Genomic DNA, 22,535 nt, shown 5'->3' with positions numbered 1-22,535 from the left:
GCCCTCCTTCAAATAATGGAACGTAGCAATGGGTGTTACACCCTGTATGTGTGAACTACGCTAATCCGAGTAAAATGGTAGGTATTAATATGACTTAATAGTACCAATATGGAACATCGTTGTCAATGTTCTGTTCCTTATTCCTGCGGATTCGCGGATAAAATATACGCATTATACTTTTTCCGTAGTTGCTGCTCGACTTCAGTCAGCGGACGAGCGCGTTCCAGCGCGATTTTGCGGCGAGCGGTGTCACGGCTAATTTCTAGCTTGGACGTTTGCGGCAACCGAATATCCAGCATCTGCACAACGGCGTATCCGCTATCATCCAGCTTGATCGGACCAACGATATCGCCTTTGTTCATCGTTTTGACGACCTTCATCATCTCGGCTGGTTGAAATGGATCATCATCGTCGATCCAGCCCAATTCGCCACCGTTGGAAGCGGAAAACGAATCGATGGATAGCTGCTTGGCAACATCACCAAAGTCCTCACCGTTCTCAATCCGCTGCACCGCTTCATTCGCCTGATCTTCGCTATCCGTTTTGATCCATGCCAGTTCGTACTGTCGCTGCTGACTATTCTGCTGTTCATGCTGCTGCAAATAGCTATCGATCTGCGCGTCGGTCACGTTGATGCTGGCTGTAGCGATCTTTTCCAATTGAATCTGATACGTCGCCTCGTTCTGCAAATCCTGCTGACTTAATCCGAACTGACTGTTCATTTCCTTGTAAAAGGCAGCTGGTGAATCATAGCCGCTAATCTGCTCCTGCAAGCTATCGTCGATCTCTTGCTGACTGACCTCAATATGCAGCGTCTGTGCTTCCAGCTGTACTGCCTTGCGATTCATCATCTGGGTCAGAATCTCCTGACCGTAGCGTTTCTTCAGCTCCGCAACCCACTGATCCTCGCTGATCTCCTGATTGTTCACGACTGCTACTGCTGCGCCGTCACCGCCAGAATGCTGAACTGCTCGGATGACCCAAAAGGCTCCGAGCAGCATAATAATGACTATGACCAAGACCATGACGGCTGTCCATAACGGTGATCTGCCCTTCGTCATATGTCTTGTCTTCCTTTAGCTTTTGGCTTCGGTCAGAATGTGTTCCAGATCCTGACGGTTAAACTGGTACTTCTCGTTACAGAAATGGCAAACGACTTCCGCCTGACCGTCTTCCTCGATCAGTTGCGTCAATTCGTACTCGCCCAGACTGACCAAGGTTTGCTCAACGCGTTCACGCGAGCATGCGCAGTTGAACACGATATCCATCTGATCCATAATTTCCACGTCCGGCAAAATCTTGCGCAGCATATCTTCCAGTTCCAGCCCTTGCTCCAGCAGTGTCGTTACTGGCGGCAATGTAGATAGCGCCTTCTCAATGGCATCAATCTCGGCATCGTTCAGACCCGGCAGCAATTGAATAATGAATCCACCCGCTACGATCACGGAGTTGTCCGTATTGACTAGCACGCCTACACCGACCGCAGATGGCGTCTGCTCGGATGTAGCAAAATAGTACGTAAAGTCTTCGCCCAGCTCGCCGGAGATAATCGGCACACTGCCACGATATGGCTCCTTGAGACCGAGATCTTTGATCACATAGACAAAGCCTTCGGTACCTACTGCACCAGCAACATCCAGTTTGCCCATCGCATTGCTTGGCAGATGCACATGTGGATTGTCCACATACCCGCGAACCTCGCCTTTGGCATTAGCATCGGCTACGATCTGTCCGAGCGGTCCGTTTCCTTTGACCTGAAGCGTTAATTTCTCTTCGCCCTTGAGCATAGCGCCCATCATCGCAGCAGTACTCAGTGTGCGACCAAGTGCCGCTGTAGCGGTTGGCCAAGTGTCATGTCTGCGGCGCAGTTCCTCTACTAGCTCAGTCGAACGAATGGCAAATGCACGAATTTTGCCACCCAAAGCGATACCGCGGATCAGGCGATCCGACTTGTGTTGTTGTTCCATCTATATAAAACTCCTCTCAATTATGCGTCGCTTGATCCTGTTGTTCATTAAGAATGTGGTAGTGATTGTATTGCACATTACCCTATTATTGTAACGTCATTACAAGGCGGCTGCAAAAAAAGCCGCACAGGTTCAGCACTTTATATTCTAAAGTGACGCTGCGTACACGTCAAAAGTTTTGTGCTGCCTGTCGGCTTGGAAATGTATGCAATTATAAAATAGATGATCCATCATTGCGGGCAACTGCTTTACCAGAGATGCGATTACGCTCATAGATCAAACGCAGTCCTTCCAGCGTCAGCAGTGGATTCACCTCGTCAATGCTGTCGGTTTCGCTCGCAATCAGCTCCGCTTGACCACCAGTAGCGACAACACGCGCGCGTTCACCCAGCTCCTCGTGAATGCGTTTGACGATGCCATCGACCTGACCAGCATATCCGAAAATAATACCTGACTGCATCGCATGAATCGTATTGCGTCCGATCACCTTGCGCGGCTTCTCTAGCTCAATATTCGGCAGCTTGGAAGCACGCTGATACAGCGCCTCGGTCGAAATGCCGATTCCCGGCACAATCGCCCCACCCAAATAATTCCCCTGACTATCAATGCAATCAAACGTCGTCGCCGTGCCAAAATCGACTACGATCACTGGACTGCCATAAATCGCAATCGCTGCTACCGCATTGGCGATCCGATCAGCCCCTACCTCACGCGGATTCTCATACCGCAGATTCAAGCCGGTACGAATACCCGGCCCGACAATTACCGGCGTATGATGCAAATACTTCGCACACATCTCTTCCAGCGTATGCATGATCGGCGGCACGACCGATGAAATGATAATGCCTTCCAGCGCCTGCGTCGCAATACCAGACATCTGAAATAACTGATGAACCGTTACACCGTATTCGTCCGGGGTCGCCTGGCGATTGGTATGGATACGAAAATGATGCAGCAATGTTTTTTCTTTATAAATGCCGAATACGATATTCGTATTCCCAATATCAATCACCAGTATCAATGAGGGTCACTCCTTCTTTTTGGCTCCAAGATCAAGGCTGATATCCAGATTATGAAATGAATACGTCAGCCGTCCAACCGATATAATATCGATCCCCGTCTCTGCCAGTCCGCGAATCGTATCCAGCGAGACATTGCCGGACGCTTCAATCTTCACATGTGGGCTATGGCTGCGTATCAGCTGTACCGCTTCGCGCATATTGGTACTGTCCATATTATCCAGCATAATAATATCAGCGCCGCTATCCAGTGCTTCGTGTACTTGAGCGATGAATTCCGTCTCCACTTCAATCGTCATCGTATGCGGAATGGCAGCGCGTGCCGATTGTACAGCCGCCGTAATGCCACCAGCGGCTTTGATATGATTGTCCTTGATCATCACTGCATCATACAATCCAAAACGATGATTCGCTCCGCCACCGATGCGCACGGCATACTTTTCCAGCATCCGGTGACCGGGTGTCGTCTTGCGTGTATCAACCAGCCGTACTGGCAGCCCTGCTATGCGCTGAACATATTCTGCTGTCCCAGTCGCAATGCCAGACATCCGTTGCAGCAAATTCAGCGCCAAGCGCTCGCCCGTTAACAGCGAATGGGTACTGCCTTCCACTTCTGCTATAATATCACCTTTTTGCAGCAATTGCCCCTCAATTGCTACTGCCTGAAAATGAAGACTGCAATCAACGACGGCAAATACGCGCTCCGCTATCGGCAGTCCCGCCAGAATGCCATCCTGCTTGGCATGGATTACCGCCCGGCTCATATGCCCTTGCGGAACGGTCACAGCGGTCGTTACATCGCCTGCACCTACATCCTCCTGTAGCCAGTGTCTGATCCATGTATCCAGCTGCTCCTGATATCCGTTAAACATGACTGATCTTCTCCTCACTTAGCCCATATTGTCGGTGCTGAATCGTATGCTTGTGCCAGTTCACATCGTCTCGCTCTGGAAAATCGTCCCGATAATGCCCACCGCGACTCTCCTCACGCTGAAGCGCCGCGAGCATAATCAAGCGTCCGACAAGCAGCATATTGCCCAGCTCATCATGATCCCGATCCATCGTAAATGTATAGCCTGGTAGCGTATCATATTGACGCTGAATATGTTGCAGCTGCTCTAGCCCCTGTTGCAGACCAGTAGCTGTACGGCGAATACCTGCATACATCGTCATGCATCGCCGCAGTGCAAGCCGCACATCCAACAATTGCGATTGCATGACAGATGACGGCGCAGATGATGCAGATGACGGGGTTGTGAATTTATTTACATTAGGAGAGTCAGAAAATACAGCCTTATCGCTCATCATCTCCAGCAGCGGCAATTCCATAATGCGCTGTGCAATTCGGCGACCGTATACAACCGCTTCAGACAGCGAGTTGCTTGCCAGCCGATTCGCTCCATGAATGCCCGTAGACGACACTTCCCCACAGGCAAATAAGCGCGCAATGCTGCTCTCCCCGTTATCATCGGTACGAATACCGCCCATCATATAATGTGCTGCCGGAGAAACCGGAATCCAATCTTGCGCCAGATTCAGTCCATACCGCAGACAAGTTTCATAAATGGTCGGAAAGCGATGTCGCAGCTGCTGCTCTGATTCGTGCGTAATGTCCAGATATACAAAAGCACTCCCATCCCGCTCCATCTCACTTACAATCGCCCGGGATACAATATCGCGCGGTGCCAAATCACCCAGCGCATGATAATTCGGCATAAATGCTTCACCCTGTGTATTGCGTAAGATCGCGCCTTCCCCGCGTACCGCCTCCGAAATCAAAAAGCGCGGCGCACCTGGATAACAAAGCGCTGTCGGATGAAACTGGATAAATTCCATATCTCGCAACTGCGCACCTGCCCGATACGCAATCGCAATACCATCGGCAGTAGCTACTTCTGGATTGGTCGTATGCTCATATAGCTGTCCGCTGCCGCCCGTACACAATACGGTCGCTTGTGAGATGACATGCAGCACATGACCATCCGGCTTGCGAATGACCGCCCCGATGCACTGCTCATCCTGCATGAGCAGCTCCACCGTGCTATGCCGCTCCCACACATCAATCCTGTCATGCTGCTGTACTTGCCGCGACAATGCCCGCACAATCTCATGTCCGGTCGAGTCGCCATTCGCATGCAAAATGCGGCGGTGGCTATGCGCTCCTTCGCGTGTCAGCTCCAGCTTGCCGTCCAACATATCAAATGCCGTTCCAAGCATCATCAGCTCCTGTACTCGCTCTGGTCCTTCCTGCACCAGTACATGTACCGCATGCTGCTCACACAAACCCGCTCCTGCCAGCAGGGTATCTTCCAGATGAAAGTGAGGCGAATCATCCTGCGCCATCACCGCAGCGATACCACCCTGCGCATAACGTGTATTGCTTTCCAGCAGTATATCCTTTGTGATTAATAGCACGTTCTTATGTTCACTTGCCGCTAGGGCAGTAAACAACCCGGCAATGCCCGTTCCGATCACCAGTACATCGGTATACACAGTATCGTCGTAATCATCATTGATAGAGACTGTGAATCTTGACTGCTGCATGATTCTATTTGCCTGCCTTTCTGGTTCTGTCATCAATTCATCATTGTGTTCACTTACTCATCTGTACAGCTGTTTGCAGCAATACGACCAATGAAGCGTAGCCAACAGCAAATAGTATATAGACAAGTTGTAATTTACGAGGATGAGACTTCCAGCATCCGCTCCAGCGATACACGGGCACGATCTGCAACAGCAGGCGGTACGTAAATTTGCGGCTTCATCGTTTCTAGACAGTTGACCAGCTTTTTCAGATTGTTCACCTTCATATTGGGACAGACGAGATATTTACTGGCAAAATGAAATTGCTTATCTGGGCTGTCCTTACGCAGCTGATACCCGGTACCGTCTTCCGTACCAACGATAAATTCCTGTACGTCTGATTCGCGGCAATATTTAATAATCGCAGTCGTACTGCCTACAAAATCACCCAATGCTACGACTTCTGGACGGCATTCGGGATGCACAACAAACTGCGCATTCGGATATTTGGCTTTCATTTCGAATACATCCTTCACGGTCAGCATATCATGGGTATTGCAGTAGCCTTCCCAAATAATCATCTTCTTATCGGTGTGTTGCTGTACATAATGACCGAGATTCTTGTCCGGCACCCAGATGATCTCATCGGAGTCAACGGATTGGATCACCTTGACCGCATTGGCGGAAGTGCAGCAAATATCCGTTTCTGCCTTCACGTCAGCAGAGGAATTAATATAGGTGACGACTTTGGCGTTCGGATGCTGAGCTTTTAGCTTGCGTAGCCCATCCACGTTGACCATATCCGCCATCGGGCAACCCGCACGCTCGTCGGGAATAATGACTGTCTTGTTGGGTGCGAGAATTTTGGCGCTCTCCCCCATGAAATGCACACCGCAAAATACGATAGTATCCGCATCCGTCTGTGCCGCTTTCTGAGCTAGCAAAAATGAATCGCCACGAAAATCGGCAACTTCCTGAATCTCGTCACGCTGATAATAATGAGCAAGAATAATCGCATTGCGTTCCTTTTTCAGCTGAATCAGACGTTCCCGCAGCTCCGCATCGCGTTCTGCTTTCTTTTCCAGTGCTAATGCTTCCATCATGTCATCTCCCTGTAGTTTGAATTTTTTTTCACATTTCTTGAAATAATTTTCACAATTCAAGTCATCGACGATTCTCTGTAATGCCAAGCTATCACAAGGAACGATACATATAGAATGAACAGACCAATATTGAATCTAATCCACAAACGTATCAACTCGTTTTTAGCTTCATGATATCATGAAAGATAGCTCATGCCCGCTCTATGTCTCTGCACAAGCCTGATTCATCGCTCACTCGTGTCCATATATCTCGCACAAAGACAAGATCACATTCACACAGACGAATACGAACCAGACGATAACCACATAACATTGTGAAAAAAATTGCGTACTCCAGTGCGAAATGTGTCTAAAATGTGATCAACTTCCCCAATACTGTAAACAATTTGAACAGTGCTTGTCAATCTCAAAATCTTGCGTAGGTGGATATGCTTGATGCTTCTATCATCAGGCAAAACAAAAACCCCCGAAGATCATATGATCTTCAGGGGTAGGTTGTTTGTATTCTATATTGCATTATTTGATCACGTGATAGCTATGATCCATTCAGATAAAGCGTCACCGTACGATGGATTAGATCGTTGGTGTACCTCCACCTGGACCACGGTTATCGCCAGAATCATCATTTGGATTATTCGGGATGTTACCACCTGCTTCCGGAGAGGAAGAAGTCGTATCATCTTTGTCCAAACGGACTTTGGAATCACCGATGCTATCGAATGTTGGTTCACCAGTTTCTGTTGGTGTTCCATCATTGTTGCCACCGGATGTGCCTTCGCCGAAGCCTTCCAGCGAGCCATTTTCGATCAGATATTTGATCTGTTCGAAGTCCAGTGTTTCTACTTCAAGCAGCGTTTGAGCGATCAGATGCATTTCGCGGGAATGCTTTTGCAGCAATTCGCGGCAACGCTCGTACGATTCCGTAATAAAACGGTTCATCTCCTGATCAATCTCATAAGCAATCGCATCACTGTAATTCTGTTCGTGACCCAAGTCACGACCCAGGAATACTTGACCTTGCGAACTGCCAAACTGCATCGGTCCGAGCTTCTCACTCATACCGTATTCAACGATCATGCTGCGTACGATACTTGTTGCTTGTTGGAAGTCACTGTAAGCACCAGTACCAATCTCACCGATGTACAGTTCTTCCGCCACACGTCCGCCGAGGAGACCGGTTACTTTATCCAGCAATTCCTGTTTGGTTACGAGTGTACGGTCTTCCTTCGGCATCATGATTACATATCCGCCAGCACGTCCGCGCGGTACGATCGTTACTTTGTGTACCATATCGGCGTGTTCCAGGAAGTAACCAACAATCGTATGACCGGCTTCGTGGTAAGCGACGATGCGTTTCTCGCGGTCGCTGATTACGCGGCTGCGTTTCTCTGTACCGACGATTACGCGGTCGATCGCTTCATCCACCTCAGTCATCGAGATGTCGCGGCGGTTACGACGAGCCGCCAGCAATGCCGCTTCATTCAGCAGGTTTTCCAGATCCGCTCCGGTAAAGCCTGTTGTACGTTTGGCGATAATATCAAGTTTGACATCCTTGGTCAACGGCTTGTTGCGGGCATGAACTTTGAGCACCGCTTCACGACCTTTGACATCTGGACGATCGACTGTAATTTGACGGTCGAAACGACCTGGACGCAGAAGCGCAGGGTCGAGAATATCCGGACGGTTCGTTGCAGCCACGATGATGATACCTTCGTTGGCGCCAAATCCATCCATCTCAACGAGCAATTGGTTGAGCGTTTGCTCACGTTCATCGTGTCCGCCACCAAGACCGGCGCCACGTTGACGACCTACAGCGTCAATCTCATCAATAAAGATAATACAAGGCGCATTTTTCTTCGCATTTTCAAACAAGTCACGAACACGGGATGCACCGACACCGACGAACATTTCGACGAAGTCAGAACCGGAGATGCTGAAGAACGGCACGCCCGCTTCCCCGGCTACTGCACGGGCAAGGAGGGTTTTACCGGTACCCGGAGGACCGACGAGCAGAACGCCTTTGGGAATGCGCGCTCCGACCGTATTAAATTTACGCGGATCTTTGAGGAAGTCCACGACCTCGACGAGTTCTTGTTTCTCCTCGTCCGCACCAGCTACATCCTCAAATGTAATCTTTTTCTTCTCTTCGTTATACAGACGCGCACGGCTTTTGCCAAAGTTCATCACTTTGCCGCCGCCACCTTGCGCCTGATTAAACAGGAAGAAGAAGAGGATAAACATAATGACGAGCGGGATCATGGAAGTGATAAAGGACAACCAAATACTGTCGCCTTCCATCGGCTTCACCGTCACCTGCGTCCCTGAACCGTCAATAGCGGAGTTGATCTCGTTCACCGCTGTATCGGTGGCAGGGATATAGCTTGTAAACTGCTTGGATTTTGCATCAGCAGGTTGCGTTTTGTATTCCCCGGTTACCAGGTAAGCATAGTTGTCGAATTGAATCGTCACCGATGCTACATTACCGGCGGCAAGTGCTGCTTTGAGCTGGTCATATCTTGGATTATCGGTAGTTTCACTTCCGTCACTTACGTAACGGACGATGCCCACCACGACTAAGAAAAGTATTAAATAGAAACCAGAATTCCGGATGAACCGATTCATCCCCTACCTCCTCTCAAGACACTTAAATTATTTTACCATAGCCTGTCTGGCGTTCTCAATAGATGCCAGAGCACAATAACAGATATTGTCAGAGTTATGCAAAGTCACCAATAACCCCGCTTTCTGTCGACGCCCATTCGAATACCGGGTATTCGCAGGCAAGGTAATTAGCTCGAATAAATTTCCGGTTTTAAAATCCCAATGTAGGGGAGATTCCGGTAATGCTCGGCATAGTCCAGACCATATCCTACAATGAAAGCATCCGGAATATTGAATCCGGTATAATCAGCTTCCAGATTGACGGTACGACCAGACGGTTTATCGAAAAGGGTTACTACACGCACACTCTTCGCATTACGACCGCGAAGAATCTCGATGAGATAGCTGAGCGTGAGACCACTATCAATAATGTCCTCAACAATAAGTACATCCCGGTCTTCCACAGAAACATCCAGATCTTTGACGATCTTCACGACACCGGACGATTTGGTGGAAGCACCATAGCTGGATACCGCCATAAAATCGATTTCAAGCGGTACTTCGATCCGTTTCACAAGATCCGCCATGAATACGAATGCACCTTTTAGGACACAAATAACGAGCGGATTGCGCTCTTTGTAATCCTCGCTGAGTGTAGCACCCAGCTCCAAAATCTTCTGTTGAATTTCTTCTTCACTGATGAGCACTTCTTTGATATCGTTGTGCAACTTGGATGAACCTCCTACATTATACTTATCAAGCTAAATCGATGGAAATCAAACATTAATCTTCAGACTTTACGATTTTCATATAAAGACAGCGATTCGTATCTGGTCCCAGCAGCGCTTCACGTGCGCGCCGTAGCCCGGGTATCCATAATATACGTCCGCTGACATCAACCAGCAGAGGCATACGATCGCGCTGAGATAATGGTATCTTGGCATCGATAAAAAGATTTTTTACTTTTTTTGTTCCGCCACCGAGCAGGGCAATCACATCGCCGGGACGGCGGGAACGCAAATAAAGCGGAAAATCCAATAGATCCGCATCGAAAAACGCCTCGTCCGAAGATAGTGCAACCGACTCGGATAGAGTATGACCTCCATGCCGTACTGTCACTTCCAAACGTGCAGAAGTGCCCGGTACATACACTACAGCATCTTCATGCTGTACAGGAAGGCAAAATGGTGCAGCTTCCTGTTCGGATATCTGCATAAACCGAATATCGTCGTATTCCCGTATACAGATAATACGGCTTCCGACATCCAAATTCCAGCTTGCGAGATCGCTTTGTTCAATCTGACGACGAATGATTTCGATTTTGGCGAAATCAAAGGTCTCATTAGCCGATGACAGATAATTTAATATTAGTTTAATCAACCTCCGTTGTAAAGCGACATGCACCGTGACAAAGGAAGCTGCGGAAAATGAAAATGATCCTTCTTTCTCTTTAACCAATTCGTTATACAACGTCTCGGTCTGTTGAACAATATATTCATTTTCCGTACTTGCGATCTCCGCCAGCCGGGACAATGCCGGTACGAGTTGATTGTTAAATGGTTCCAGAAAAGGCAGCACGTCCAGCCGGATGGCGTTGCGCGTGTACTTGCGCTGGTCATTGCTGCTGTCTGTCATATAGCGAAACCCACATTCACGGCATGCGCCAATGAGGTCTGCCTTGTATATACGTAGGAACGGACGGATAAGTTCCACATTTTTTTCGGTTCTGCGCAATTTCATTCCACCAAGTCCTTCAGGGCCGGTGCCACGCAAAATCCGCATCAAGATCGTCTCCGCCTGATCGTCCATATGATGGGCAAGTGCGATCGCCTCTGCGTTGTAATCAGAGGCAACTCGGTGCAGAAAATCATACCGCAAGTGACGTGCCGCTTCTTGCGCGCCTAGCCCGGTCTGCTGCATATAGGCAGGTGCATCCGCCGTTTCCCATTCCAAAGGAATCTCCAGCTCTGCTGCCAGCTGCTCTACAAACATCGCCTCTGTCGCCGATTCCTCTGGTCGAAATCCATGATTCATATGAGCGCACACCAGACGCCAGCCATATACCGGTGACAGCACATGCAGCGTATGCAGCAGAGCTACCGAATCCGGCCCACCGGATACTGCCACGACGATGGTGCAATGGACAGGCAATATGCCCTCCTGCACCAATGCCTTCGTCTGCTTCACGATGCTGTTCCAGTGAGGTGTATCCATGTTGCTTCTCTCCTCTATTTACCCTTGCATGTTATCATTGCCGATCCGCTCAACCCCGAAAATAGATCGCCAGCAACACAATGCCTAACCCGATCAATGACCAGATAAAGGCATTGCGCAGACGCATCGTCATCAGATCATTACTGCTACGATTCCCCGGAAGCCCGGAGCGAGTAATCGCCCGCCAGCTGTAATAAGCTTCGCGTGTGCTGCGGAATTCGCCTTTGACCGCCTTTTTCAGCCAGCCGTTATACAGACGTAATCCCGGCGTATGATCGATCAGTTGCACCAGATCAGCCTCACTGCGTATTTGCGGCAGCTGGGTCGAGATAATTCGCTGCAATCCCGGTTCATTGAATAGCTTGAGACAAATCACGGCAAATGCAAACAGATCATACGCATAATCGCCAACCCGATCGCCCGCCTTCCAGTACTTGCGATCATACCATTCCGTAAACTGGTGAATACTCTGTCCCTGTGGACGCGCACCGCCATAATCAATCAGATCGACCTGTCCTTCGTCGGACATGATCACATGCTCGGCTTTTAGATCACCGAACACCCAGCCTGATTCGTGCAGTTCGGATAAAATCTCCAGCACGCCGAGTCCGGCAATCCCGATCCTATCTGCGCCGCGTGCACGCAGGTAGAGACTGAGTGGCTGACCTTTGACGTATTTCATCACATAGAAAGGAATACTTTCCCCCGTCTCCTCATAGTCGTCGACATCGTACAGGTAACGGTTGGAATCATTTCTGCCGGTCAACTTCCAGTGCTTATGTAAGGAAAACAGGAGCTTGATCTCCGGCTGTAGGTTATGGTTTACGGTTGCCATCTTGAGTGCGTACTGCTGACCTTGTGCATTGCTCACCAGATAAACGATTCCGTTGGTGCCTTTGCCCAGTGTCCGCTGAACGACGTATTGCTGGCCTCTCGTTCTACCTGTCACTGTTGTGCCTGCCGGCAATTCAGAATGTTCCAATGTCGACAACCGAGTCTCTCCTTCCCATCAGGTTGGGTATTGTCCCAGTGTACCATATCTAGTTACATTATTTGCGTGTAATCCTGCATCATAAGCAAAAAACCGTAGACGACAAAACGTCTACGGTCGTTATTTATCATACTGTATGCCAGGTGAGGATTAGCTTCGCTTGGCACCACGGCCTCCACGCTTGGATTCCGTATTTTTTTTCAATGATGAAATACGCTCTTCGCTATCTTTGAGGAAGCGAGTCAATTTATCATCGAATGAAGCTTTATTAGGAAAAGAAGGCTTGTTAAACGAACGTCCACCACGATCGCCGCGATTAAAACCGCCGCCACCGCCACTAGGACGATCTCCGCCATCTCTGCCGCCGCCACGAGATTCCGGACGTGGAGGTCTGGAGGATGGTGGTCTTGAAGATGGTGCTGCCTCTGCTGGTTTATCTACTGCTTGTTTAATCGAAAGTCCAATCTTTCCATCCTTGTCGACATTGATTACTTTAACGGTAACGACATCGCCTAGCTTGAGGTGATCGTTAACATCCTTAACGTAATTGTCGGCAATTTCCGAGATGTGAACAAGACCAGTGACACCTCCAGACAGATCTACAAATGCTCCAAAGTGCGTAATGCCTGTCACTTTGCCTTCTAACTTCGTGCCCACTTCAATTGCCATAGAGTAAAATGATCCTCCCTTAAAATGTACAGTAAAATCCTACTTGGATTGCTACATGCGGTGATTAAATTATACCGGAAGCCCCTAGTAAGGTCAACCGAGAAACCCGCGTCTTACGGCTCATTTCACGTCAATATTTACTTATTTTCCTGCGGTTCCGTCGCCCAGATCGGCTTTTCGCCCGGAAGATACATGCCGTACTGTTTACGAGCCACTTGACCGATGTATTCCGGATCTTCCAAACGCTTCAATTCTGTCTGCGATTGGGTTAGTACCGCCTGTGCTTCCGTCTGCTTCTGCTGCTGCTCAACAAGCTGCTGCTTTTTGGCGGACAATTGTATCGATTGATGAATAAATGTATAGGCAGCCCAACCGAGGAAAAGCACCATCACGACCATCCAGATCCGTAACCGTCTACGCGCACCGTTATTAGGTGTAGGGGATGAAGCATTCTGTTTTCTTGGTTGCTGTTGGCGGCCATTATGTACCGATACTGGTTTTGGTATCATCAGGGTTCCTCCTTGAACAGTGTTTCATGTGTGTGCTCCATTCCGTTCCATCGGGTTGGAGATGATGCAAAAGTATAAGTGTCGAGTGACCTTTAATTAACATAACTATTGCTTATACGTTACATTACCACAAAATAAGCAAATGTAACACTTTGTCATCAAAGAAAATGGTAAAAGGCTGTTTTCGTGTCGAAAATGACACAAAAACAGCCTTTTGCAGCCCGTATGATCACGGACGAGCGTCCGATGCCCCTGAATCTGCGCACGATGGCAGTTCCACTATTCGGCAGTCGCAGATATCGTTAGAACAAATCGTTGTTCCGCTGAACCGCTTCTTCCTTGAGCAGCGTGTACATCGTAGCCGCCTCGTCCTTGCGCGTGGATTCCGCCAGACGCTCGACACGAACAGTGACGAGCTTTTGACCGAATTGCACGGTAATCTCATCGCCGACTTTAACCGTGGCGCTAGGCTTGGCCTCGCGCCCATTTAACAGGACTCGTCCCTGCTCAGACACATCTTTGGCCACGGTGCGGCGCTTGATCAGTCTTGATACTTTCAGGAATTTGTCCAGACGCATTTAGTTAACCGCTTCTTTGAGTTTGTTACCTGCTTTGAATGCAGGAACGTTGGACTCAGGGATATTGATTTCAGCGCCAGTTTGCGGGTTGCGTCCGGTACGTGCAGCACGTTTACGAGTTTCGAAAGTTCCGAAGCCGATCAGTTGTACTTTGTCGCCTTTGGACAGTGCGCCAGTGATTTCATCCAGAAATCCGTTCAGTACAACTTCTACGTCTCTTTTAGTCAAACCGCTATTGTTCGAAATGTTGTTGATCAGGTCTGTTTTGTTCATTATTAAAAGCCTCCCAAATTTTCAAAAAAGTTCAACTGGGTCAACCTTGTGCTGTCCCATGAACAGCATGTTAACACACAGCCGCTCCCTAAGTATAGTACATTCTTGGCTCAAGCCCAAATTCCTGCAAAATAATTTACTTATTCTGGGATTTGGCTTCATCCCATAGGCGATCCATTTCAGCCAAATCGGCATCCTCCAAAGCCCGTCCCTGCGCCTGTAGCGCCTGTTCAATGTACCCAAAACGGTACTTGAATTTGCGGTTCACAAGTGCGAGCGCTTGTTCCGGGTCTGCCTTGATAAAGCGTGATATGTTGACCGCGCAGAACAGCAAATCACCTAGTTCAAGCTGCTGTTCCTCCGGTGTCTGACCGTCGCGAATCGCTTCTTTCAGCTCAGCGAGTTCCTCGTCTAGCTTGCCCAGAGCACCCTCAACATCCTCCCAGTTGAAGCCGACTTTGGCAGCTTTTTTCTGAAGCTTGTAAGAGGTGAGCAGTGCTGGTAGATCGCGTGGGATGCCGTCCAGAATAGAGGCTGCCTTCTCCTGCCCCTTGAGGCGCTTCTCCTCGGCTTTCATCGCATCCCAGTTTTGTAGGGCTGCCTGAGCATCTCCCGCCTGTCTATCGCCAAATACGTGCGGATGACGGAAGATCAGCTTACGGTTCAGCCCCTCGATCACATCATATACGTTAAATGTGCCAGTTTCTTCTTCAATCTGGGAGTGAAGCATAATTTGCAGCAGGACATCGCCCAGCTCCTCCTGCATATGATCGGGGTCATCGTCGTCGATCGTTTCCAATACTTCATACGTTTCTTCGATAAAATTCTGACGCAATGAAGTATGCGTCTGCTCACGATCCCACGGACATCCACCCGGACTGCGCAAAATCTGCACAATCTCATGCAAACGGGCAAAGGTACGATTGCGCACTTGCTCATCTTCGGTACGCGGCACATAGATCAGCGACAGATTGCCATATTCCTGCACATGATCCAGTTCATGCAGCGGTATGCGGTGAATCTGCTCCTGACCGTCGACACCTAGATAATGTGCTACGATCACCTCATAATCGTCCGGGTACAGCTCCATTAGGCTCAGCTTCACATCTGACGCGGTAAAGGTATCGTACACCTGACCGATGACCGTATGCAGCTGCGGTTGCAGTAGCTCAGCATTTAACCCCGCCGCATCCAACAGTTGGAAGCCTTCAATCGGATCAAATCCAAGCCGTGTAAATGCTGCATCCAGAAAGCTCTCTCCGCCCAGTATATGAACCTGAATCTGCTGCTCTTTTCCCTTTTCGCGCAATAATTGTACCGTTTTCTCTGCCACCATCGGGTGCCCAGGTACCGCGTAGACAATCTCTTCATCCTCATGCGATACAGCGGCTTGCAGCAGACGGTATGCAATCTCAGCATACACTTCGGGAAACGATTCTTTTTCTTCATATACATCATCAAACGTTACAAATTCGGCGGTCACAGCTTCCAGTGCCGGATGATCCTTCGTGCGCACGTATAGACGCTTGGCAGACTGAAGCTTTTTGAAAATACCGACAGTCAGCTGATCCTCGTCACCGGAGCCAAGACCGACAATCGTAATGGTAGCGCTCATGTTCATCCCTCCTAAGCGTAATAGTTATATGTGGTTACTTTTTAATAATTCTCAATTTGTTCAACCATGGTACAAGGCGACTGCCTATTTTCGGTAACGCTGCGGCTTGCTGTTCAGTCATCAGTTGGGTGCGGAACAAACCGATCAGGAACAGGATTCCTCCAATCGCAATCCCACCCAACGTTACAATCAATGCTTCCAGACGGGCGTGCATGCCCAGTGCAGGCAGCAACCAATCCATCAGCCATTGCCACACTCCAACGCCTGCACACATTACAATCGTCACTAGCAGCGGCTTCCAGACCATCTCTCGCCACGAAACAGGGAATTGAGTTAATCGGATTAGCAAAATAATATTCAGCAGCGCCGCCAAACTGTACGCGACAATACCGGCAATCGCGGCACCATTGATCCCATAGTGCGGCACCAGTACGATATTAAGCACCGCTTTGACGATGGTCGCTAGCAGTAGATGAATGGCTGGTGCTCTGACTGAACCCATTCCTTGCAATAACGCTGCGGTCACAATCGATAGCGTTGCCCCAATACCGGTGAATGCGAGCCAGCGGATCGTATCGCTACCGATGGCGTCTTCATACAACATAATGTCTACCGGCATCGCCAACATCGCAATTCCAGCGGAAGAAGCTAGTCCGAGCAGCCAGAACCAGTTTACCGTCTGCTGCGTCTGTGAACGAATCAGATCATGACGATCACGTATGCGAGCATCTGCCAATGCCGGGATAAATAGCACCGACATCGATGTTGCCAGCATGGACATCATTTGGACAAGTGGAATCCCGCGGTTGTACACGCCGAACTGAATCATCGCTTCCGCTTCACTCCAGCCGCTTGCCTTTAATAGACGCGGCATCGTAAACGTGTCTACAAGGCTGATCAGCGGCGCCGATAGAGAACCGAGACAAATGGGCAATGCGTATAGCAGCAGCGCCTTCAGCAGCGGCCAGGCGGGCTGATGTTGAACTGGTGCTTGTTCCACCTGTACCTGAATAGCAGCTAATCGGGTACGACGACGGTATAACCACCAGTAGATCAACATCACGAGCAGCCCTGCCGCTCCGCCCGCAGCCGAGCCAAATGTCGCTCCAGCCGCGATCCAGTCATCCGCAGCGCCGAGTTGATGCAGCCAGAGCAGCAATGCGACCATCGCAGCTACACGTACCGTTTGCTCTGCCACCTGCGACACTGCCGTCGGCATCATATCATGCATCCCCTGAAAATACCCGCGCAGTCCTGCCATAATTGGCACCAGCGGCAATGCCAGCGCCGCACTGCGTAATGCTGCTTCAGTGTGCATATTGTCAATCCACGCTGCTAATAGCGGTGCTGCCACATACATCAGTACGCCAAACAGCACACCTAGCACAACCAGCATCATGGACGAGATGCGCAGCACACGCCGTGCTCCCGCTTCGCGCCCGGATGCCATTTCCTCCGCCACAAATTTGGATACTGCCGCCGGGAAACCAGCTGTTGCCACTAGCAGCACCAATGTATAAAAAGGATAGACCGCATTGTAAATGCCAAATACCCCATCACCGCCAATATTTTGCAGCGGGATCTTCTGAATTGTACCAATCAGCTTGGACAGAATCGCTGCCAGCACAAGAATGAATGCCCCGCGCAGCAAGCGGGATGATGGGGATGCTGTTTCTTTCATAAAAAATCGGTCCTCCTCCGGCGGCATATCCTTCTCCATGATTGCCGGTTGCTTATTGCACAAAAATAGCGCGGAAGCCCGCGCTATTTTGTGATGTTACTCTTACGCCCAGCGGATTACTTGCTGCTGGTGCTGCTGTCTGTTGCTGCGCCATCTGTTGCATTTGCACCACTATCGGTTGTGCTGCTACCAGTGGAAGCATCGCCAGCTGTACCCGGTGTGCCGGTTGCATCAGCGCCTGTTCCATCCATTGTGCCTTGTGGTGCAGCTTCTGTACCGTCGGCTGCGCCTTCAACTTTTGGCAAGTTTTTACTCTTAATCATTTTTGGAATGTCATTGGTCATATAATCGCTGAATTTTTGCGAAGCGAGTTGGGACTTAATTGTGTCCTTCTCTTCGTCAGTCAGATCAGCAAAAGCTTTCTCTGTACGGGATTCCACTTTGATGATGTGGTAGCCATAGTCGGTTTTTACCGGATCGCCAATAACGCCGATTTTTTGGCTCAATGTTGCTTCTTTGAATTGCTCTACCCAGTTGCTGACTGGTTGGCCTTCATACAGACCGCCTTTGTCTTTGGAACCTGGATCATCGGAATATTTCTTAGCGATTTCGGCAAAGTCTGCACCAGCATCCAGTTTCGCTTTCACTTCTTTTGCCAGTTTCAGAGCTTGTGCATCGGTACGTGTTGTTTTGCCATCTGCACTTTGCAGACCGATCAGTACGTGACGTACATTCGCTGTTGTATATTCTTCTTTGTGCTCATCGAAGTACTTCTGTACATCAGCATCGGTTACTTTTTCTTTCATCACTTCAGAAGCCGTAAGCGCACGGTTCATATAATCTTTGACATCTTGCTCTGTCAGATCAGAAGCAGTCAGCATTTGTTGCAATTGCTCTGCATCCACACTGGATTTCAGTTGAGCCAATTGCTCATCTGCTTGCTTCGCACCTGCTTGCTGTGCGGTCTGGCTTGCTTGAGCAGCCAATGATTTATATGCAACCTCCTGTTGAAGCAGAAGATCTCTATACTGGTCTTGATCGAACATTTGTGCATATTGTGGGGTCAAAAATTTCATCATGCTGACTTCTTTGTTGAATTCGTTCTCGGTGATTGTACCGCCATCGTATTGCGCAACAACCGGGCTGTTATCCTTTTGTTGTTCTGTTTTATCCGTAGTTGCCGTAGTGTTGTTGCAAGCTGCTAACAGACTGATGCTCAGTACAGCTCCTGCTGTCAATACCGCTGTTTTACGAGCAGCTTTTTTAATTGGCCACATTCTGTAGTTCCCCCTTTAATTTGTATGATTCCATCATGGCTTCGAGGAAATTGCATAGCAATTCCAGCAGCTCGTGATCGGTCAAGCCTTTGCCTTTGACCTGGATGACCATGGCGGAACCCTGATTAAATTGTACACGCCTTTCAAACTGATTGCCAATATCGGATAGTTTCGGCATTTCGAACGCCTTTTCCTGACCTTCGTGGAATTTCAATTGTACATTGTCGCCCTGACGCGTAATCTGCTCAATACCGTAACGCTTGCCGTATAGTTTCAAGCGCGCGACCTGCATCAACTGGATGACTGCCTCTGGCAGCTCCCCAAAGCGATCCAGCAGCTCGTCTTCCAATTCAGCAATATCGTCGAACGAAGAAACCGCTGCTACCTTTTTATAAATTTCTATTTTTTGGATACTATCATAAATGTAATCCGAAGGCAAATACGCGTCAACCGACAGATTGATGCTGGTATTCCAGTCGTTCGCCTTGAGATCTTGCTCGCCCAGCATCGTCACTTTGCGTTTCTGAATCTCTTCTGCCAGCATCTGTGAATACAGATCAAATCCGACAGACGCGATAAATCCAGACTGCTCCGCACCGAGCAGGTTACCTGCTCCGCGGATCGACAGGTCACGCATCGCGATCTTGAAGCCGGAGCCAAGTTCGGTAAATTCTTTGATCGATTGCAGACGCTTCTCCGCTACCTCGGTCAGCACTTTGTCGCGCTGATACGTAAAGTAGGCGTAAGCGATGCGATTGGAACGTCCAACCCGTCCACGCAGCTGATACAGCTGGGACAGACCCATTTTATCTGCATCATGCACGATCAGCGTATTCACGTTCGGAATATCGACACCAGTCTCGATAATGCTTGTGCTGACCAGCACATCGAACTCGCCATCTAGGAAGTCGAGAATCGTCTTCTCCAGCTCCTGCTCAGACATCTGCCCATGACCAACCGCCACACGCGCATCGGGCACCAGTTCCGAGATATGAGCTGCCATCTCGTGAATGCCTTGTACTTTGTTATACAGATAATACACTTGACCGCCGCGATTCAGCTCACGCTCAACCGCTTCGCGCACTAGTGTCGGGCTATGCTCCACCACATACGTTTGTACGGGGAAACGATTTTCCGGTGGTGTCTCGATAACGGACAGATCGCGCACCCCGAGCATGGACATATGCAGTGTACGCGGAATCGGTGTTGCCGTCAGCGTCAGCACGTCCACATTCGTTTTGAGACGTTTCAGCTTCTCCTTATGGGAAACGCCAAAGCGCTGCTCCTCATCGACGATCAGCAAACCAAGATCTTTGAAAATCAGATCTTGAGACAGCAGTCGATGCGTACCGATGACTACATCAATCGTGCCCTGCTTCAACCCTTTGATCGTCTCGTTCTGCTCTTTGCGCGTACGGAAACGGCTCAGTACACCGATGTTAAACGGATACTCGCCAAAACGCTCGCGGAATGTTTCATAATGCTGCTGTGCCAAAATCGTAGTTGGCACCAGAATCGCCACCTGCTTGCCTTCAATCGCGGCTTTGAAGGCAGCACGAATCGCCACCTCGGTTTTGCCATATCCAACATCGCCACACAGCAACCGATCCATCGGACGGTTTTTCTCCATATCGCCCTTGATCTCGTCAATCGCACGCAGTTGGTCGCGTGTCTCGTCATAAGGGAATGTATTTTCAAATTCATTCTGTTCATTCGTATCGCGTTCAAATGCATATCCGGTCGCTGCCTGGCGCTCGGCATATAGCTTGATCAGATCATCCGCGATATCTTGTACCGATGAACGAACTTTGCTCTTCACGCGTGTCCATTCATTACCGCCCAGCTTGTATACCTTCGGTTCCTTTTCCTCAGAGCCGACATACTTCTGGATCAGATCAATCTGCTCGATCGGCACGGACAGCTTATCGCCGCCAGCATACATGATGTGCATATAGTCTTTGTGGATACCGGCAACTTCCAGTGTGCCAATGCCCATATATTTACCGATCCCGTGATTCTGGTGCACGACATAGTCGCCAACCTTCAACTCGGTATAACTGCGAATCCGTTCAGCGTTATCGACGTTTTTGCTAACTTTGCGCACTTTCCGCTGCTTTTTGGAGAACATCTCGCCTTCGGTAATGACTGCCAGATGAATCGATGGCAGCTCAAACCCGGATTGCAGATTGCCATCCATCATGACCGGCGTCTCGATATCATAGTCATCCAGCACACGGCGTACGCGTTCCATCCGCTCTTCACCACTTGCTACCATGACCACATGAATACCGGACTTTTTCCAGCGTTCCATCTCGGACTTCAGTACATTCATCTGCCCGTGGAAATCCTGCATCGTACGACTGACAAAATTAACGATATTGCCGGGCTGTACATGCGGCACCTGACGCAGGAAAACGGACATCCAGATATTCTGGAAACCACTGCGGTACATCACATCATCGGTATGGCGTGCCAGCTCCAGATTTGGCAGACTTTTGCCGTTTTGCAGCAGATGCATATCCCATTCGCTCTCGTCACGCTCCAGCTGTCTGGCTGTTTCTAGCAGACGCGCCGGTTCTTCCATCATAACGACCGTATCTTCAGCGAGATAATCATAGAGCGTAATCTGCTCTGGATACAGCAGCGCGATATATTTATACATTTCTGGGAAATATACATGCTGACGTAGCAATTCAATCTCGCGTCCAATCTCCTCGCGCAGACGTGCCTTTGCTTGACGATCGCTCATCTTCTCCAGCTGTATATCGAGACGCGCCGCTACCTGATCGGCAGCCTGACGCATCCGGTCGCCGTCAGCGATAATCTCACGGCATGGCGTGATAGTGACCGATTTTACTTTATCAATAGAACGCTGATCATCAGGATCAAACGTACGGATCGAATCGATCTCTTCATCGAACAGTTCTACACGGTATGCCAGATTCGTCGTCACCGGGTAAAAATCGATAATCCCGCCGCGCACACTCATCTCACCGCGCGACTCTACCCGCTCCACGCGTTCATAACCTAGCTCGATCATCCGTTTCAAAAATGATTCCAATTCCAGTGTACCGCCATCTTCCAGTACGATTTTGGCATTTGCCATCACATCGCGCGCAGGCAGATAACGTCGTACACCGGAAAACGGCACGACAATAACGCCGCGGAAACCAGCTGCGCATTGTGTCAACACATCAATACGCTGCGCCAGCGTCTCCGGGCTGGAAATGGCGCTCTCTGCCGCTACCAGCTCATTCGCCGGATACAGCAGCACTTGCTCAGGGGTAAGCGCTTCCTGCAAGTCCTCAGCCACTTTGTGGGCGTGGAACATATTATGCGTAACGACCAGCATCGGTCGCTGTGTCTCATGATACAGACCCGCTATCAGCAAATGCCGCGCGGAACCTGACAAACCCGAAATCAGCTGTTCTTTCATTCCCGACAAAATACCATCTTTTATGGAGCCAAAGTCTTGATCCTTGGCAATTGCTTCAATCAGATTGTGTAACAAAGCG

General features: G+C 49.5%; 18 protein-coding genes. All 18 read right to left on the bottom strand.

The window, feature by feature from the left end; all coding sequences use genetic code 11:
- Positions 1-137 precede the first annotated feature (137 nt).
- Entirely contained in the window at positions 138-1,061 is a 924-nt protein-coding gene (locus ACE3MZ_RS00270) for a peptidylprolyl isomerase (protein WP_411344589.1), read from the bottom strand.
- A 15-nt stretch (positions 1,062-1,076) separates the two neighbouring features.
- Positions 1,077-1,967 (bottom strand): Hsp33 family molecular chaperone HslO, encoded by an 891-nt coding sequence (hslO, locus tag ACE3MZ_RS00265; RefSeq protein WP_411344588.1) that lies wholly within the window; start codon positions 1,965-1,967, stop codon positions 1,077-1,079.
- Positions 1,968-2,178: 211 nt separating this feature from the next.
- Positions 2,179-2,988: a type III pantothenate kinase gene (locus ACE3MZ_RS00260; protein ID WP_411344587.1), complete on the bottom strand. Its 810-nt coding sequence runs from the start codon at positions 2,986-2,988 to the stop codon at positions 2,179-2,181.
- 6 nt (positions 2,989-2,994) lie between these two features.
- Positions 2,995-3,858 (bottom strand): carboxylating nicotinate-nucleotide diphosphorylase, encoded by an 864-nt coding sequence (gene nadC / locus ACE3MZ_RS00255; RefSeq protein ID WP_411344586.1) that lies wholly within the window; start codon positions 3,856-3,858, stop codon positions 2,995-2,997.
- Complete coding sequence (gene nadB, locus ACE3MZ_RS00250) at positions 3,851-5,530, bottom strand: L-aspartate oxidase (RefSeq protein WP_411344585.1); 1,680 nt, start codon at positions 5,528-5,530, stop codon at positions 3,851-3,853. Before nadB ends, nadC begins: the two co-directional genes overlap by 8 nt.
- Before the next feature lie 134 nt (positions 5,531-5,664).
- Positions 5,665-6,609 (bottom strand): quinolinate synthase NadA, encoded by a 945-nt coding sequence (nadA, locus tag ACE3MZ_RS00245; protein ID WP_411346649.1) that lies wholly within the window; start codon positions 6,607-6,609, stop codon positions 5,665-5,667.
- 576 nt (positions 6,610-7,185) lie between these two features.
- Positions 7,186-9,234, bottom strand: a complete 2,049-nt coding sequence (ftsH, locus tag ACE3MZ_RS00240) for an ATP-dependent zinc metalloprotease FtsH (RefSeq protein ID WP_411344584.1) — start codon at positions 9,232-9,234, stop codon at positions 7,186-7,188.
- 167 nt (positions 9,235-9,401) lie between these two features.
- Complete coding sequence (gene hpt / locus ACE3MZ_RS00235; protein WP_411344583.1) at positions 9,402-9,941, bottom strand: hypoxanthine phosphoribosyltransferase; 540 nt, start codon at positions 9,939-9,941, stop codon at positions 9,402-9,404.
- Positions 9,942-9,996: 55 nt separating this feature from the next.
- On the bottom strand, positions 9,997-11,427 hold the full coding sequence (gene tilS / locus ACE3MZ_RS00230) for a tRNA lysidine(34) synthetase TilS (RefSeq protein WP_411344582.1): 1,431 nt from the start codon (positions 11,425-11,427) through the stop codon (positions 9,997-9,999).
- Positions 11,428-11,476: 49 nt separating this feature from the next.
- The gene (locus ACE3MZ_RS00225) at positions 11,477-12,418 is read right to left on the bottom strand and encodes a protein kinase domain-containing protein (protein WP_411344581.1); all 942 of its coding nucleotides are present in this window, start codon (positions 12,416-12,418) and stop codon (positions 11,477-11,479) included.
- Positions 12,419-12,568: 150 nt separating this feature from the next.
- Positions 12,569-13,087 (bottom strand): S1 domain-containing RNA-binding protein, encoded by a 519-nt coding sequence (locus ACE3MZ_RS00220; protein ID WP_411344580.1) that lies wholly within the window; start codon positions 13,085-13,087, stop codon positions 12,569-12,571.
- Positions 13,088-13,224: 137 nt separating this feature from the next.
- Complete coding sequence (locus tag ACE3MZ_RS00215) at positions 13,225-13,596, bottom strand: FtsB family cell division protein (RefSeq protein ID WP_411344579.1); 372 nt, start codon at positions 13,594-13,596, stop codon at positions 13,225-13,227.
- A 302-nt stretch (positions 13,597-13,898) separates the two neighbouring features.
- Positions 13,899-14,174 (bottom strand): RNA-binding S4 domain-containing protein, encoded by a 276-nt coding sequence (locus tag ACE3MZ_RS00210; RefSeq protein ID WP_367064450.1) that lies wholly within the window; start codon positions 14,172-14,174, stop codon positions 13,899-13,901.
- Positions 14,175-14,447 carry an HU family DNA-binding protein gene (locus tag ACE3MZ_RS00205; protein ID WP_367064449.1) on the bottom strand — a complete coding sequence of 91 codons (273 nt, stop codon included), beginning with the start codon at positions 14,445-14,447 and terminating at the stop codon, positions 14,175-14,177.
- Positions 14,448-14,583: 136 nt separating this feature from the next.
- On the bottom strand, positions 14,584-16,062 hold the full coding sequence (gene mazG / locus ACE3MZ_RS00200; protein ID WP_411344578.1) for a nucleoside triphosphate pyrophosphohydrolase: 1,479 nt from the start codon (positions 16,060-16,062) through the stop codon (positions 14,584-14,586).
- Between the two features lie 34 nt (positions 16,063-16,096).
- Positions 16,097-17,743: an oligosaccharide flippase family protein gene (locus ACE3MZ_RS00195; RefSeq protein WP_411344577.1), complete on the bottom strand. Its 1,647-nt coding sequence runs from the start codon at positions 17,741-17,743 to the stop codon at positions 16,097-16,099.
- A gap of 116 nt (positions 17,744-17,859) precedes the next feature.
- A complete protein-coding gene (locus ACE3MZ_RS00190) occupies positions 17,860-19,020 on the bottom strand; it encodes a peptidylprolyl isomerase (RefSeq protein WP_411344576.1) in 1,161 nt (386 codons plus the stop codon).
- The gene (gene mfd / locus ACE3MZ_RS00185; RefSeq protein WP_411344575.1) at positions 19,007-22,531 is read right to left on the bottom strand and encodes a transcription-repair coupling factor; all 3,525 of its coding nucleotides are present in this window, start codon (positions 22,529-22,531) and stop codon (positions 19,007-19,009) included. Before mfd ends, ACE3MZ_RS00190 begins: the two co-directional genes overlap by 14 nt.
- Positions 22,532-22,535: the final 4 nt, after the last annotated feature.

The organism is Paenibacillus sp. WLX1005 (assembly GCF_046603685.1).
GTDB lineage: Bacteria > Bacillota > Bacilli > Paenibacillales > Paenibacillaceae > Saccharibacillus.
This window is presented reverse-complemented; position numbering and strand designations above follow the sequence as displayed.

What these genes read in the sequence shown, in the direction of transcription:
- ftsH (WP_411344584.1), bottom strand. Translation starts at nt 9,234, where the DNA reads ATGAATCGGTTCATCCGGAATTCTGGTTTCTATTTAATACTTTTCTTA.
- hslO (WP_411344588.1), bottom strand. Translation starts at nt 1,967, where the DNA reads ATGGAACAACAACACAAGTCGGATCGCCTGATCCGCGGTATCGCTTTG.
- tilS (WP_411344582.1), bottom strand. Translation starts at nt 11,427, where the DNA reads ATGGATACACCTCACTGGAACAGCATCGTGAAGCAGACGAAGGCATTG.
- ACE3MZ_RS00220 (WP_411344580.1), bottom strand. Translation starts at nt 13,087, where the DNA reads ATGGCAATTGAAGTGGGCACGAAGTTAGAAGGCAAAGTGACAGGCATT.
- ACE3MZ_RS00195 (WP_411344577.1), bottom strand. Translation starts at nt 17,743, where the DNA reads ATGAAAGAAACAGCATCCCCATCATCCCGCTTGCTGCGCGGGGCATTC.
- ACE3MZ_RS00210 (WP_367064450.1), bottom strand. Translation starts at nt 14,174, where the DNA reads ATGCGTCTGGACAAATTCCTGAAAGTATCAAGACTGATCAAGCGCCGC.
- nadC (WP_411344586.1), bottom strand. Translation starts at nt 3,858, where the DNA reads ATGTTTAACGGATATCAGGAGCAGCTGGATACATGGATCAGACACTGG.
- mazG (WP_411344578.1), bottom strand. Translation starts at nt 16,062, where the DNA reads ATGAGCGCTACCATTACGATTGTCGGTCTTGGCTCCGGTGACGAGGAT.
- nadB (WP_411344585.1), bottom strand. Translation starts at nt 5,530, where the DNA reads ATGCAGCAGTCAAGATTCACAGTCTCTATCAATGATGATTACGACGAT.
- ACE3MZ_RS00205 (WP_367064449.1), bottom strand. Translation starts at nt 14,447, where the DNA reads ATGAACAAAACAGACCTGATCAACAACATTTCGAACAATAGCGGTTTG.
- ACE3MZ_RS00190 (WP_411344576.1), bottom strand. Translation starts at nt 19,020, where the DNA reads ATGTGGCCAATTAAAAAAGCTGCTCGTAAAACAGCGGTATTGACAGCA.
- nadA (WP_411346649.1), bottom strand. Translation starts at nt 6,609, where the DNA reads ATGGAAGCATTAGCACTGGAAAAGAAAGCAGAACGCGATGCGGAGCTG.
- ACE3MZ_RS00270 (WP_411344589.1), bottom strand. Translation starts at nt 1,061, where the DNA reads ATGACGAAGGGCAGATCACCGTTATGGACAGCCGTCATGGTCTTGGTC.
- ACE3MZ_RS00215 (WP_411344579.1), bottom strand. Translation starts at nt 13,596, where the DNA reads ATGATACCAAAACCAGTATCGGTACATAATGGCCGCCAACAGCAACCA.